Origin of the sequence: Algibacter sp. TI.3.09, assembly GCF_038154905.1 — a bacterium.
Taxonomy (GTDB): Bacteria; Bacteroidota; Bacteroidia; order Flavobacteriales; family Flavobacteriaceae; genus Algibacter.
Map to the genome: position 1 here is coordinate 263,566 of NZ_JBAKAN010000002.1, position 15,660 is coordinate 279,225.

At 34.4% G+C, this 15,660-nt stretch carries 13 protein-coding genes; 6 read left to right on the forward strand and 7 right to left on the reverse strand.

Translation table 11 applies throughout. The annotated features are described in order from the left end of the window. Positions 1 to 18: 18 nt before the first annotated feature. Together V6246_RS08935 and V6246_RS08940 are read left to right on the forward strand one after the other, a co-directional pair. Positions 19 to 1,269: an aspartate kinase gene (locus V6246_RS08935; RefSeq protein ID WP_341560073.1), complete on the forward strand. Its 1,251-nt coding sequence runs from the start codon at positions 19 to 21 to the stop codon at positions 1,267 to 1,269. 31 nt (positions 1,270 to 1,300) lie between these two features. Beyond that, complete coding sequence (locus V6246_RS08940; RefSeq protein ID WP_341560074.1) at positions 1,301 to 3,136, forward strand: lysophospholipid acyltransferase family protein; 1,836 nt, start codon at positions 1,301 to 1,303, stop codon at positions 3,134 to 3,136. A 79-nt stretch (positions 3,137 to 3,215) separates the two neighbouring features. Here the strand turns inward: V6246_RS08940 and V6246_RS08945 are convergent, their stop codons facing one another. The 6 genes from V6246_RS08945 to dgt form a co-directional block, all read right to left on the reverse strand. Next, positions 3,216 to 3,581 carry a TM2 domain-containing protein gene (locus V6246_RS08945; protein WP_341560075.1) on the reverse strand — a complete coding sequence of 122 codons (366 nt, stop codon included), beginning with the start codon at positions 3,579 to 3,581 and terminating at the stop codon, positions 3,216 to 3,218. A gap of 67 nt (positions 3,582 to 3,648) precedes the next feature. Next, positions 3,649 to 4,413: a sulfite exporter TauE/SafE family protein gene (locus V6246_RS08950; RefSeq protein WP_341560076.1), complete on the reverse strand. Its 765-nt coding sequence runs from the start codon at positions 4,411 to 4,413 to the stop codon at positions 3,649 to 3,651. Between the two features lie 32 nt (positions 4,414 to 4,445). Next, complete coding sequence (locus V6246_RS08955) at positions 4,446 to 4,829, reverse strand: VOC family protein (protein WP_159018590.1); 384 nt, start codon at positions 4,827 to 4,829, stop codon at positions 4,446 to 4,448. Between the two features lie 33 nt (positions 4,830 to 4,862). Continuing rightward, on the reverse strand, positions 4,863 to 5,318 hold the full coding sequence (locus V6246_RS08960; RefSeq protein WP_341560077.1) for a DUF1801 domain-containing protein: 456 nt from the start codon (positions 5,316 to 5,318) through the stop codon (positions 4,863 to 4,865). 24 nt (positions 5,319 to 5,342) lie between these two features. After that, a complete protein-coding gene (locus tag V6246_RS08965) occupies positions 5,343 to 6,278 on the reverse strand; it encodes a 2-hydroxyacid dehydrogenase (RefSeq protein WP_341560078.1) in 936 nt (311 codons plus the stop codon). Between the two features lie 164 nt (positions 6,279 to 6,442). Continuing rightward, positions 6,443 to 7,783 (reverse strand): dGTP triphosphohydrolase, encoded by a 1,341-nt coding sequence (gene dgt, locus V6246_RS08970; RefSeq protein WP_341560079.1) that lies wholly within the window; start codon positions 7,781 to 7,783, stop codon positions 6,443 to 6,445. A 167-nt stretch (positions 7,784 to 7,950) separates the two neighbouring features. Here dgt and V6246_RS08975 point away from each other — a divergent pair, with 167 nt between their 5' ends. The 3 genes from V6246_RS08975 to V6246_RS08985 all read left to right on the forward strand — a co-directional run bounded on the left by V6246_RS08975 (position 7,951) and on the right by V6246_RS08985 (position 13,638). Beyond that, entirely contained in the window at positions 7,951 to 8,343 is a 393-nt protein-coding gene (locus V6246_RS08975; RefSeq protein ID WP_341560080.1) for a carboxypeptidase-like regulatory domain-containing protein, read from the forward strand. A gap of 269 nt (positions 8,344 to 8,612) precedes the next feature. After that, positions 8,613 to 11,351, forward strand: a complete 2,739-nt coding sequence (locus V6246_RS08980; protein WP_341560081.1) for a TonB-dependent receptor — start codon at positions 8,613 to 8,615, stop codon at positions 11,349 to 11,351. Between the two features lie 271 nt (positions 11,352 to 11,622). Next, positions 11,623 to 13,638, forward strand: a complete 2,016-nt coding sequence (locus V6246_RS08985) for a hypothetical protein (RefSeq protein WP_341560082.1) — start codon at positions 11,623 to 11,625, stop codon at positions 13,636 to 13,638. Between the two features lie 73 nt (positions 13,639 to 13,711). Here V6246_RS08985 and V6246_RS08990 read toward each other — a convergent pair whose 3' ends face one another. After that, positions 13,712 to 14,026 (reverse strand): nicotinic acid mononucleotide adenyltransferase, encoded by a 315-nt coding sequence (locus V6246_RS08990; RefSeq protein ID WP_341560083.1) that lies wholly within the window; start codon positions 14,024 to 14,026, stop codon positions 13,712 to 13,714. A 389-nt stretch (positions 14,027 to 14,415) separates the two neighbouring features. Here V6246_RS08990 and V6246_RS08995 point away from each other — a divergent pair, with 389 nt between their 5' ends. Next, positions 14,416 to 15,606 (forward strand): porin, encoded by a 1,191-nt coding sequence (locus V6246_RS08995; RefSeq protein WP_341560084.1) that lies wholly within the window; start codon positions 14,416 to 14,418, stop codon positions 15,604 to 15,606. Positions 15,607 to 15,660: the final 54 nt, after the last annotated feature.

Genomic DNA, 15,660 nt, shown 5'->3' on the forward strand with positions numbered 1-15,660 from the left:
TAAACAAAACAAGTAAACATGCAAGTCTATAAATTTGGTGGAGCCTCGGTAAAAGATGCAAATGGTGTAAAAAACATAGCATCTGTATTACAAAAAGTGGGGTATAAAAATACGCTAATAGTTGTTTCGGCTATGGGCAAAACTACCAATGCTCTAGAACTTGTTATTAAAAATTACTTTGAAAATAAGTCAGAATTACAAAGCGCCATACAAGAAGTAAAAAAGTTTCATAATGAAATTTTACTCAATTTATTCCCAAATGAAGACCATATAGTTTTTAAAAAAGTGAATACTTTTTTTGGTGAACTCAACCAGTTTTTAATTAGTAATAAATCGCCCGACTACAGTTTTGTTTACGACCAAGTTATAGGTTTTGGCGAACTTGTTTCAACAACTATAATTAGCGAATATTTAAATCAAATAAACATCGCTAATAATTGGATTGATGTTCGCACACATATCAAAACCGACAATTATTACCGCAGAGCCAACGTAAACTGGAGCGCCACACAGCAATTAATTTCGAGCACATTTAATCGGTCTGCTTTAAACATTACACAAGGTTTTCTAGGAAGTGATGCCAATAATTTCACCACAACATTAGGTAGAGAAGGCAGTGACTATACTGCAGCTATTTACGCCTATTGCTTAAATGCAGAAAGCGTAACCATTTGGAAAGATGTTCCAGGTGTTTTAAATGCCGATCCGCGTTACTTTGAAAACGCTCAACTATTAAACAATATATCGTATCGCGAAGCTATAGAATTGGCTTTTTACGGTGCATCAGTCATTCACCCAAAAACCTTACAACCTCTACAAGGCAAAGAAATTTCGCTGTATGTAAAATCATTTTTAAATCCGGAAGCTAACGGTACTAAAATTGGTAAAAATACCACTTTAGATCCCATGATTCCGTGTTTTATTGTGAAGAAGAATCAGGTTTTAATTTCACTTTCATCCTTAGATTTTTCATATATTGTTGAAGAAAACATTAGCGAAATATTCAGCCTTTTACATCAATACAAGATGAAGGTCGATGTTATTCAAAATTCAGCTATAAGTTTTTCTGTTTGTATCGAAAATAATTACAACAATCTCGATTCATTATTACATCATTTAAAATCAAAATTTAAGGTTGTTTGTCACCAAAACGCCTCGCTTTACACCATTCGCCATTATAACGATTTGGCAATTAATAAAATTGAAACAGACAAAACCGTGTTATTAAAACAGTTAACCCCAGAAACCGTTCAAATAGTTACTGTTTAATTAAAACGTATATTTTAGTACATTTACAGCCATGACCAACTCAACGAACATAGGCTTAGTTACCCCAAAAGAAGTAGCTAAAGCGATAAAACTAGATAAATATGGTTTTATTGGCACTTTTATTGGCTGGCTCCTTATGAAAGTGCTTAAAATATCAACCATAGATAAGTTTTATAAGCGTAATAATCACCTCGAAGGCATCGAGTTTTTAGATAAAATTTTAGAAGAATTTCAAATTAAATTCGAAATACCAGAGGAAGATTTAAAACGCCTACCTAAAGATGGTGCTTATATCACCGTTTCAAACCATCCACTTGGTGGTATCGATGGTGTTTTACTTTTAAAATTAATGCTAGAACAGCGCGACGATTTTAAAATAATAGCTAATTTCTTGCTACACCGCATACAACCTATGCAACCTTATATTATGCCAGTAAACCCTTTTGAGGGGAGAAAAGATGCTAAATCGAGCATTGCTGGTTTTAAAAACTCTATTCTACATTTACGTGCCGGGCATCCGCTAGGTTTGTTTCCTGCCGGAGAAGTTTCAACTTACAGAGACGGGAAATTGGTAATCGATAAACCTTGGGAAGAATCTGCACTAAAATTAATAAAACGTGCCGAAGTACCGGTGGTACCAATATACTTTCATGCTAAAAACAGTAAGTTATTTTACAGGCTTTCTAAAATTAGCGACACCTTTAGAACAGCCAAACTCCCATCGGAGGTTTTAAGTCAAAAACGACGAATTATAAAAGTAAGAATCGGGAAACCTATTTCGGTTGCCGACCAAAAAGAACATGTTTCCTTAGATGATTTTTCTAATTTTTTAAGAAAGAAAACATACATGTTGGCTAATGCTTTTGAAAAGAAATCGAAAATACTAGATAGCATTTCATCTACATTAAAAACACCCAAACCACCTAAAAACATTGTAACACCGGTAGATGCTGCTATTATGACAAAGGAAGTTGAAGCGCTTAGAGCAAGCGACTCTAGACTTCTAGAAAGTAAAAATTACGAGGTATTTTTAGCTCAAGCCAAAGATGCACCAAACATACTACGTGAAATTGGCCGCTTACGCGAAATCACTTTCCGTGAAGTTGGAGAAGGCACTAATGAAGCTATAGATCTAGATGCCTTTGATCAATATTATCACCACATGTTTTTATGGGATCGCGAGCGCAACATACTTGCTGGCGCTTACCGTATGGGCTTAGGCTCTCAAATATTTGAAAAATATGGCATAGACGGCTTCTACCTTCAAGATTTATTTAGATTCGAACCTGAATTATATAAAATGATGAGCCAATCTATAGAAATGGGTCGTGCTTTCATTATTAAAGAATATCAACAAAAACCAATGCCTTTATTTTTACTTTGGAAAGGTATCGTGCACATTACATTGCGTTTTCCAGAACATAAATTTTTAATTGGTGGTGTGAGTATAAGTAATCAGTTTTCTAATTTCTCAAAATCGTTGATGATTGAGTTTATGAAATCGCACTACTACGATCCTTATATTGCGCAATACGTGCACCCTAAAAAGGAATTTAAAGTGAAACTGAAAGATGCCGATAAAGATTTTGTTTTCGATGAAACGGAAGCAGATTTAAACAAATTCGATAAGCTTATTGACGAAATAGAACCAGGTGCATTGCGCCTGCCTGTACTACTTAAAAAGTACATAAAACAAAATGCTCGCTTAGTAGCATTTAACGTAGACCCGCTATTTAACAATGCCGTAGACGGCTTAATGTATATTAAAATAGCCGACTTACCTGAAAGTACAGTTCGCCCAGTAATGGAAGAGTTTCAAGCAGAATTAGAACGTAAGTTTACAGGAAACACAAATACCGAATCTTAATACTTATTTTTAGTTACATAAACTAAAAAAGCTGAAACCATAAGGTTTCAGCTTTTTTATATCTTGAAATGATTGAGGGTTAGAACCAACCTTTCTTTCCAACTTGATATGTGTTATAAAACTCTTCATCAGATTTAGTTAAATAGATGATTCCTTCTATAAATGGAATAATACCAGCTATACCACAAGTAACAAAAGTAGCTACTATTTGAATAATACCTTCTTTAGTATATCCTAAAATAAATTTATGGATTCCTAAACTACCAATTAAAATAGCTACAACACCTGCAACTAATTTTTTATTTTCTGCGTCTAGCACTTCGCTTGCGCCTTTTGAGAATTCTGAAGCTGATTGCTTAGCTTCACCAGCTGCTTTTTTTGCACCATCCTTAGCATCGTCTAACATATCGTTAAGATCGTTGCCTAAATTTTTTTCGTCTGACATTATTATAAGTTAAAATTTATTAGATGTTAAAGGTAATAAAAAAAATATTCTACAAAACTATTAAAACCTAACGAAATAACATTATAAGCCCGCCAATAGCAGTAGATGTAAGAATAAAATTACGATAATTAGCATTTGATATACGTTTTACTAAATACGTGCCTGTAAAAAAACCTATAATCACAACTGGAATTAAAGTAAAATTTAAAACTAAGGTCTGTTTTGTTACCGTACCCCAAACAAAAATATGAAAAGGACATTTAAACACATTAATTATAAAAAACAACCAAGCAGCTGTGCCAATAAATTCGTTTTTTGGAAAACGCATGGCAAGAAAATAAATATTTGAAACGGGTCCGGCCAAATTCCCGATCATAGTTGTAAAACCCGCTAAAAACCCTGTTGTTTTAGAAAACCATTTATTGGTAGGAATGGTCTCTGATTTTTTACGCTCGGTATAAATCATAATTAAAACCGAACCTATTATAATGATAGCCATAAGCCGTTTAAAAACCAATTCGGAAATATCGTTACCCACCCATACACCAACTAGCACACCAACAATCATCCATGGAATTAGCTTTTTAATAATATCCCATTGTGCATGCCGATTATAATAAATTACCGCAAAAATATCGGCGCAAATAAGCATGGGTAACAAAACACCTGTCGATGCTTTTTCGCCAAAAACAAAGGCTAACATAACCACAATAATAATGCCGATGCCTTTTATCCCAGATTTAGACATACCAAGCAAAAATACAGCAAAACCAATGGCTAACCATTGTAATGCAGATAAACTATAATCCTGAATAATTTCTAGGTAAGTCAATTAAATTGAAGTTGTATTGTTGTGCTGGCAATTTACAAAAAAGCACTATCGTTAGGCTCCCATAGCTCAACTTTATTACCATCGTTATCTAAAATCCAGCCGAACTTTCCGTACTCGTATTCTTCAACTTCACCAACAATGGTAACCCCTTCTTCTTTTAAAACTTTAAGTAATTCGTGTAAATTTTCTACACGATAATTAAACATAAAATCTTTTTTAGAAGGCTCGTAGTATTTTGTATCCTCTGGAAAAGGACTCCATTGTGTAGAACAATCTTTCCCCTCTTTATCTTTCCACCAAAACGTGCTACCATAATCATCGGTATTAAAACCTAAATGTTTTTTGTACCAATCTTTTGATGCTTTTGGATCTTTTGTTTTAAAAAACAAACCACCTATTCCTGTTACTCTTTTCATAGCCTTATTTTTTTTCTTCGGAAGAAAGCATTATTATTTTTTTATTGAATTCTCGTAAATTTCAATCCACTCTTGGGCCGTAACTTTTGCTGTTAACTCACCAATTAGCTCAAATGGAATATCTTCCATTTTTTTAAAACGTACACAGCTTTTACCCATATCGAGTTTATACTTACAGCGTTTTGAATACTCGCTAACAAACCAATCCATAAGATCGGGCTTGGCATAAAGCACCATACTATATACGGCTATAAAGTTTTTCTGATTTGCCAAATTCATGAATGGCAGGGGTAATTTATTATCACAATGATAACCGCTAGGATAAACCTTATGCGGAATTACATACCCTAACATCCCGTAACTTATATGTTCTACAACGCCTTTTGGCAAGTTATCGAGAATTTGCTCGCGCAACTTATTTACGGCTACTTTCCGATCTTCGGGTAACGCGTTTAAGTACTCAGTAACGGTTGTAGCTTTAGTTGGCATACTTTTTATTTTGAAAACATAAAGTTAACAAAATTTAGCTAGAACCTTATCTACTATAGTTTGTGCTAGTTTTTCTTTACTTTCTATAGTCCAGCCAGCAACATGCGGTGTTAAGAGCACGTTTTCGGTATCTATTAAATATTGAAAGGCTTCGGGCATGCTACTTGTAAATAAATTCTCGAAAGATGCCTTTTCGTATTCTAAAACATCGAGTCCGGCACCTAGAATTTTTTCAGATTTTAGAGCGTTCATTAAATCGGTAGTCACTACACTTTTTCCGCGTGCTGTATTTATTAGCCAAAATGGTTTTTTAACAGCATTGATAAACTCGGCGTTTATCATGTTTACCGTAAGTGGTGTTTGCGGCGTATGTAAGCTTACTACATCTACTTTTTCTTGAAACTCCGCTAATGTTACTTGTTTTGCATTTGCATCGCCTACATTAGCTTTTATATCGTAACACAACACCTCAACATCGAAACCTCTAAGCTTTTTAGCAAAGGCTTTCCCCATATTTCCGTAACCTATTAACCCAACAGTTTTTCCGTCGAGCTCGATACCTCTATTCGCTTCGCGAAGCCATTTACCTTGGCGTACTTCGGCATCGGCTTTGTTTAGTTTATTAAATAACGAAAGCAACATACCTAAACTATGCTCGCCTACGGCATTACGGTTTCCTTCGGGTGCGGAAACTAAATACACACCTTTTTGTTCGGCATAATCGCAATCTATATTTTCTAAGCCCGCACCTACTCTACCTATAAATTTAAGATTTGTAGCGGCATCTAAAAATTGCTTATCGATGGTGAAACGGCTACGCAAAACAATACCATCATATTCACCAATTTTGGCTTCTATTTCAGGTTTTGTAGAAGTATAATCTTCGTGATTTGTGAAGCCTGCTTGCGCTAATTGCTCAATTAATAATTCGTGATTGGTATCGAGGTGTAGAATTTTCATGAGATAAATTTATAATATTTTAATGACTAGACTTTAAGGTTTAGCCGAATTTGCGTTAGGGATTGAACGGCCTGTTTGAGCTCTTTTTGTGTTGTTGCACCTATTGCAACACAAAAAAGCGAGTAGTGAAAGCCCGACCCTTGGGTAACGCCCAAACTATGGTTTTAAAATCCGATTCCTTTTATTTTTTTGTATTCTAAAATGGCTTTACTATCGGACAGCAAGGATACGTAATAACACACGCTAGATAAGCGTTTATATAGACTTGCGCTGGTAGTATTGATGTTTTTTGGCAGGCTTTTTAGTATAAGTTTGTCGTAATTTGATGCCGTGTTGTTAAACCCATTGTTTACTGCTGTGGCGTAGGTATTTAGTAACGTGTTTATAACGCCGTAACCCGCGATTTCCTTATCTATAACTTCGGTAGATTGGTAAACATTATCGATACTTATTTTTATAATATCGTTTATTTGGGCTTGGTATTGACTTTTATCGAGCAATCCGGTATCGAAAGTGCCATTTAAAATAGCTTCTTCGTTATCCATAAAAATATCTACAGCTTCGTTTATTAACGAGCCAATAGACAGTGCGCGTAGGTAACCTATGCGATCTTCTTTGGTGGAAAGGGCATAGTAATTTTCGGGTCTTATATTATTACGAATAATTTTTGAAAGGTATTCTAATGCATATTCTTCTTGAATAAGCCCAAGGTTGATACCATCTTCAAAATCGATTATGGTGTAACAAATATCATCGGCTGCTTCTACTAAAAAAGCTAATGGATGGCGTGAATAACTTAGGTCGGTTTCACTTCGTTTTATTAAACCAAGTTCGCTTGCGACATCTTGAAAGGCTTCTTTTTCACTTTGGAAAAAACCGTATTTTTTATCGGCTATATGTTTCGTTGGCTTTTTTGGCAAGGACTCTTTTGGGTATTTCATGAAAGCACCAAGTGTGGCGTAACATAATCTTAATCCGCCAAGGCGTCCTGCGCGATCTTCGGTTAAAATTTTGAATCCGTTAGCGTTACCTTCAAAATCGCAAAGGTCTTGATATTCTTTATCTGTTAACTGGCTTCGGAAGTTTTTACCTGCTCCTGTTATAAAAAATTCTCCTATTGCTTTTTCTCCTGAATGTCCGAACGGTGGATTGCCAATATCGTGCGCCAAAGCTGCCGCAGCAACAATAGCACCAAAATCGTTAGCTTGATAGCCTAGTGAACTTTGCAAATGTGGATGCTTTTCTAGTAGTTTTTTACCAACTAAACGGCCAAGTGATCTACCAACAACACTAACCTCTAAACTGTGGGTTAATCTGGTGTGTACAAAATCGGTTTCGGATAATGGAATGACCTGAGTTTTATCTTGTAAACTTCTAAATTCTGATGAAAAAATAACACGATCGTAATCGACCTCGAAGCCTAAACGGGTTTCGTCTTGCTCTTTTCTAATACGTTTATTGGTGTCGCCAAAGCGCTTTAAGGATAGTAATTGCTCCCAGTTCATGGTAAAAATTTATGTGCAGGCAAGATAACATTTCCTATTAAAACATAAATAAAAATTCGCTTAACATTACCGTAACGTTTTAATTACTGTTGTTTAATAATTACGTAACCTTAAAATTACGTTTGTGCCTTTATTTTGCAGAGCAAAATATTTTTATCTAAAAATTAATGAAACATCTTTTTTTAATATTCGCTTTTTTATCATCGGCCATTATGTTCGCTCAAGATGGTGCAACTATTACAGGTAACGTGCTAGACTTAGAGGCTAACAATACACCTTTAGAAATGGCTCGTGTATCTATTAAAGAAACGGGAGATAAAACAATATCGGATCAAGAAGGTAACTTTACACTTAAAGGCTTAAACCCTGGCACATATACCGTATCATTAAGTTTTGTAGGTTATGAAACTAAAACTATAGAAGTTAACGTCGCTGCTAACCGTACTACACAAATTAAAGAATCGCTAGGCGCTAACAGTTTATCTTTAGATGCTTTAATGCTAACCTTAGCAAGCTCGGACAAAAATGAAACGGCTACAATTACTACTGCTAGTAACTAAAACGTTTTACTCACTATATAAAAAAACAGCCTTCGTTTAACGGAGGCTGTTTTTTTTATGGGTAATTCTAAACTATTAAACAAGACTTATTTTATTACTCTCTTTACAAACGTATTTTTTAATGTTAACTGAATGTAAACGATATTAAAGAATACGGCTTTTCAATTAACATTTATCTAACACTTTTATTACAGTTATTTAATCCGTAGGTAACGTTTAGTTTTTAAACCGTTGGTTTCTTTGCAACGACAAAAAAATAGATTATAATAATGAAAAAATTAATACTAGTACTTACGCTTTTAATAACTGCGTTTTCTTTTGCTCAGACAGGATCTATAGTAGGAAAGCTAACAGATAAGGAGTACAACAACGAACCTTTAGCATTTGCCAATGTAATTATTAAAGGGACAACCACAGGTACAACATCGGACTTTGATGGTTTTTATGCTTTAAACAATTTAGAAGCCAAAGCTTATACCATAATAGTAAGTTTTGTTGGGTACGAAACTCAAGAAATACCTGTTACTGTAGTTGCAGGACAAGAATTAAAACTTGATGTAGTAATGAGTGCAAGTGCTGCCTCTTTAGACGAAGTTGTTATTACAACTACAACACGAAGAGCAAGTGAAACAGCGCTGTTATTAGAACAGAAAAAAGCCGTTGTAATAAAAGAAAGTATTGGAGCAGAACGTTTATCTAAAATTGGTGTTTCTGATGCTGCTGTTGCAACTACTAAAATAGCAGGAGTTTCTAAAAGTGAAGGTTCTGGAGATATTTACATTAGAGGTTTAGGTGATAGATACTTATCTACAACCATGAACGGTTTACCAATACCTTCTGATGATGTAAACAACAAAAACATTAACCTTAATTTGTTTTCAACTAACATTATTGAAAATGTTGGAATCAGCAAAACATATTCTACGTCTAGCTACGCAGACCAAACTTCGGGTAATGTTGATATTACTTCAAAAGGCTATTCTAAAAAAGGAGCATCTGTTAGTTTAAGCTCTGGTTACAACACCAATGTATTAGGTTTAGACGGCGGTTTTAAAAGAAGTGTTGCCACAGAAGATGCGACTTTAGGGTTTCATAAAAAAGAATACGCACTTGTAGATTTAATTACAAGACAAAGTTGGGATCCACTTAAACAAAAAAGTACTGGAAATTACGGAATTTCACTTTCTGGTGGTCAAAAATTTGAAGTATTTGGAAAAGAACTTAAAGTATTTGTTGCGGGTTCTCACTCTAAATCTTCAGAATACCAAGAAGGTCTTTTTAGAAGTTACAGATCGAACATCTTAGATAATGAATTTACAGACACCGAATCTTTTACTACTAAAACAAACACAACAGGTTATGTTAATTTAGGATTAAAACTAAATGATGACCATAGACTTAAAATTAGCAGCTTATCTGTTAACACAAGTAATGATAATGTTTACGAGCAAGGTAGAAATGGTGAAGGTTATGTTTTTGATCAAGACCCACAAGAAGATGGCGCTTTTGTAAGAGACCAAAACTTTAAACAAACTATTTTATTAGTAAACCAAATTGAAGGTTCTCACCAAATTAAAGAAAACAACAAACTAACTTGGGCTGCTGGTTACAACTATGTATTAGCACAAGAACCTAATAGAGTTAGAAATGAGGCTAATATTTTAGATGAAAATACCGTGCAATATGCTCACGTTGGAGATTTTCAACAAAGAAAGTCTAGTCAAAAAATTGAGGATACAGAATACAACGCCTATATTAACGACGCCATTTCTTTTGGAACGTTAGATGAAGACGACAACCACCCATTTAAATTAAACTTCGGTGCAAACTTCCGTCAAAAAGACAGAGTATTTAGCTCATTGTTTATTGGTGTTAGAGCAAGAGGTTTTCAAGTACCATCTGTAGATCAATTTTCTGAAACGTTTACTACAGAAAATTTCGAAAACGGCTTAGTTTTAAGAGAAAGAGAAGCCGATAGATACGATGCCGATTTAAACGCTATGGCTGGTTATGCTAATTTAGATTTCCATTTAGGTGAAAAACTTTCGGGTAATGCTGGTGTACGTTTTGAGCGTGATGAGATTAATGTACTTTGGGATGTTGCTAACTACGTTGGTCGTGTTGGTTCTATTAAAAAAGAATACTCTAAATTATACCCAAGTTTAAACTTAAAATACGACTTAAACGATAAACACTCTATTCGTTTTGCTTCTAGTTTAACGCAAACCTTACCAGAATTTAAAGAATTGGCACCTTTCGAATATGTATCACCAACAGGCCGTGTAACAAGAGGTGATCCAGATTTAGAAAAATCGGATGTTTTTAATGTTGATTTCAAATACGAATTTTTCCCTTCAAAAGGACAATTAATTTCTGCTACAGCATTTTATAAAGACATTAAAAACCCTATTAACTTAGCACAAACTAGAGGTTCTTCAGGTATATTTGAATATGCGAACACAGGAGATAACGCTAATATTTTTGGTTTTGAATTTGAAACAAGAGTTGAACTTCTTAAAAATGAAGATGAAGAAAGTCTTTTAGACTTTAACACCAACATTACTAAAATGTGGTTTAATCAAGATTTATTAGAAGATTTTCAATACAAAGGCATCACAGAATCTGATTTACAAGGTGCTTCAGATTTAATCTTAAACAGTTCTTTAAGCTATAACAGTAAAACTGAAAAAGAGTTTAATGCTACATTAACAGGAAACTACTCTTCAGATAAAGTATTCGCTTTAGGATCGCCAGAAGATTTTAGTAATAGTGCCGTACTTTACAATGATGAAATTATTGAAAAAGGATTTTTTACTCTAGATTTCGTTGTAAGTAAAATGCTAACTGAAAAATTACAAATTAAATTAGTTGGTAGAAACTTACTAAACCCAGATATTCAACAAACGCAATTAGTAAGAAACATTAATACAGGTGTTGAAACTGACGAAGTGGTGCTTTCTTATAAAAAAGGAGCACAATTAAACCTAAGCTTAAAATACGATTTTTAATTCTAAACAAGAATCTATTTAAAACCTTCTAAACCTGTAAAATGGTTTTAAAATTATAAAAACAAACCTCAATACATTGTATTGAGGTTTGTTTGTTTATACACTCATCTTAAGTTACAATTAACTATTAACACTCGCTTAACATAAGTACATATTTAGCGAGTTAAAGGTAACTTATGCTTAATATTTAATTAAACAGTAAGCAACATAAATCCACTTAATTTGCAGAATAAACATACACAATAAACCAAAATTTAAATTGAAAATAAAAATGAAAAATTTATTTGTAAAACTACTTAGTATCTCAATGGCCTTTGGTGCTATTACTTTAACGAGTTGTGATTCTGACGATCCAGAACCAATAACTGGCGGTACAACAGAAGTTATGGAGAACCTAGACGCAGGTATTTTAGACGGTACCTTAACTGAAGATTACACATTATCTTCAACTACAACGTATAGCTTAACTGGGCAATTTATTATCGACGATGGTGCAACATTAAATATTCCTGCTGGAACAAAAATTCTTGCTGATAATGGTGGAACAGATGTTTACATCGCAACATTAATGGGAGGAACAATAAACATTAACGGATCTGCTGGAAACCCTGTAATTATGTCTTCTGCAGATGGTAACCCTGGCGATTGGGGCGGATTAACATTATGTGGTAAAGCAACAACCACTGCTGGTGTAGATGCTACTGCTGAAGTTGGTGGATTTATTTATGGTGGTACTGATGATTCTGATAGCTCAGGTATTATTAGATATTTACAAATTTCTGGTACTGGAGCTCAAATTAACTCAGAATCTCAATACAATGGTATTTCTTTTTACGCTGTAGGTTCTGGAACATTAGTAGATAACGTTGCCGTTATTAACGGTGATGATGATGGTGTTGAATTCTTCGGTGGAACTGTTGAAGTAAGCAACTTGTACTTAGAAAACAATAGTGATGATTCTATTGACTGGACTGAAGGTTGGAACGGTAGCATTACTAATGCTTACATCTCTAACACTGTTGCTGGTTTCTCTACTGTTTTTGAAGGCGATAAAGATAACGGTAACCCTGAATTTAATAACATTACAGCTGTATCAACTGTTGGAGGTACTGCATTACAATTTAAGAAAACTTCTGGAGGAACAATATCTGGATTATCTTTAGTTGGTTACGATGTTGATTTAGATATGAAAGATGGTGGTACAACTTCAAACGTGATTTTCTCAGACGGGTATGCACCTGTTGCTATGGTAGAAGATGATGCAAGTACTACGGATGTAGATGAAAGTGTTTACACATTTGCATTAAATACTTCTGTAGTAGCTACTGTTGATCTTTCTGATTTTGATTGGGTAGACACAGATATTTCTTTTGAAAGTAGCTTACTTCAAGGTGCTGTAACTGGTGATGTAACTTTAGATGCCTCTATAGCTTACGTACTTAACTCTTCTTACATCGTTCAAGATGGTGGAAAATTAACAATTCCTGCTGGAACAAAAATTACTGCTAGAGATGGTGGAACAGGAGTTTACATCGCTGTATTACAAGGTGGACAAATAGACATCCAAGGTACAGCTACTAATCCTGTTGTTATTTCTTCTTCATCTGCAAGTCCTGGAGATTGGGGAGGTTTAACAATTTGTGGTAATGCAACAACTACTGCTGGTGTTGATGCAACTGCCGAAGTTGGTGGATTTATTTACGGTGGAACTAATGATGCTGATAACTCTGGTTCTGTAACTTATTTAGTTCTTAAAGGAACTGGAGCACAAATTAACTCGGAGTCTCAATACAATGGTGTTTCGTTATACGCTGTGGGTACAGGAACTACTTTAGAAAACATCTCTGTAATTAACGGTGATGATGATGGTATTGAGTTCTTTGGTGGTACTGTTTCTGTAACTAACATCTACTTAGAAAACAATAGTGATGATGCTGTTGATTGGACTGAAGGATGGAATGGAACTGTAACAAACACATATATTTCTAATACTGTTGAAGGATTCTCTACAGCTTTTGAAGGTGATAAAGATAACGGAAATCCTAAATTTGTAAATGTTACTGCTATTTCTACTGTAGGCGGAACTGCTTTACAATTCAAAAAGACTTCTGGTGCAACTATTACAGACCTTTACTTAAGCGGATATGATACTAACATCGACATGAAAGATGATGGTCCATTAGCTAACGTAATTATCGAAGGTGCTGCTGCAACTACAACAGACGCATACAACACAGGAACTCAAGTAGACATCTCTACTTGGACTTGGATAGATGCTAGCCTATAAAAGGCAAACAACATACAATAAAAAAGCATCCTAATTAGGATGCTTTTTTTGTTTTATACTTTACTATAATAAATTATAATGAAGCTACATTATTTTCGTAGTTCACTACTTTTTTCTTTCCGTCTATAAAGTGAATCCATTTACCAACTTTTTTACCTTCTTTGTAATAAGCTACAGTAGTTTTCTCTCCAGCTTCATCAAAGCTAATCCATTTACCGTCTAACTTACCATCTGCAGTAAAGGCACCCGTTTGGCTTACTTCACCGTTATCATGATAATAAATAGCGTCTATTTGGTTAGTTTCTTTATTTAAAGTTAACGATTTTTCTTTTTGAGCAAAAGTGACTGATGTAAACAATGCTATTGCGATAATTAATATATTTTTCATTTTATATGGGGTTATTGTTAATACGTCTTACACAAATATATAAAACATTTTACATTTACACAACAATTACATAACATTAAATTAACATTAAGAAAGCAACTACTTGTTTATCAGTATTTTATTGTTTTAAAATACAACCTCATTATTAATAATTCCTTAATATTGAGGTTACATTAAAATTAACTTAATAAGAGATATTTGTGCTTGTCCTCGGACAGTTTATTAGCAATTCATTTAATCTATTAGTTTTTGTCGACTACATTATAATGATTTCTAATGAGACCGCCTTAACGTAAGGCGGTCTTTTTTTATTTAAAAATTAATCATAAGGAAACGTTAAGTTAACATTGGTGTTGGTTATTTGCAGTGACAAAAACTAATACTGAATAATGAAACTTAAACTTATCCTGTTTGGACTAGTTTTCTGGTTTATGGCTTTCGCGCAAGCGCAAGAAATTAAAACGGGAAAATTCGGAAACGGCATTTTCAACGTTGTTGGCAAAGACAGCTCTTGGACCATGAAAGTAGGGTTGCGCGTGCAGCTACTAGCTTCTTCTGTTTGGGAAGACGGTGAAAAAAACGACGCTAACTTCTTAATTAGACGCTCTCGACTAAAATTTAATGGTTTTGCATATAGCCCTAAACTAAAATACAAAATAGAATTAGGTTTATCTAACAGAGACCAATCTGGAGCTTCTCAATTTACAGGTAACGCCCCTCGCTATATTTTAGACGCGGTTTTAATGTGGAATTTTCACGAAAACTTCGAACTTTGGGTCGGGCAAACTAAACTTCCAGGAAACAGAGAACGCGTTATTTCTTCGGCAAATTTAGGGCATGTAGATCGCTCTTTACTTAACAGTCGTTTTAACATCGACCGTGATTTCGGATTTCAATTAAGACATCATTTTAACCTTAATGAAAACTTTGTTGTAAGAGAGATATTCTCGTTAGCTCAAGGTGAAGGTCGAAACGTAACCACGGGTAACTTAGGCGGGCACCAATACACTGGCCGTTTAGAGCTATTACCTTTTGGGAATTTTGCTGGCGGTGGCGACTATAAAGGCGCCGATTTAAAAAGAGAAATAACTCCTAAATTAGCACTAGGCGTAAGCTACGATTATAATAACAATGCTGTAAAAACAAGAAGCAACCAAGGCTCTTACATGGAAATCGACACCGGTTTTTTTGAAACTAACATTAGCACACTTTTTATAGACGCTTTTTTTAAATACCGAGGATTCTCTTTTATGGCCGAATATGCCGATAGAACTGCCGACAATCCCTTCGCAACAAACTCAGATGGTACTTTAACAGGTGATATTGTGCAAGTAGGAGATGCTTTAAACTTACAAACTGGATATTTATTAAAGAGTAACTGGGAAGTTTCTGGACGCTACACGAACGTAACCTTAGACAAAAATATTACCAATGTAAACGCCGAAAACCAATATACGCTAGGGCTTTCTAAATATATTGTAGGACATAAATTAAAAATTCAAACCGATTTGAGTTATTTAGATGTCGCAAACGAGAATAACAAAATAATGTATCGCTTACAATGCGATATACACTTTTAAAGAAATAACATTTACATAACACACCAAAATTATATTGTCATGATATTTGCAACC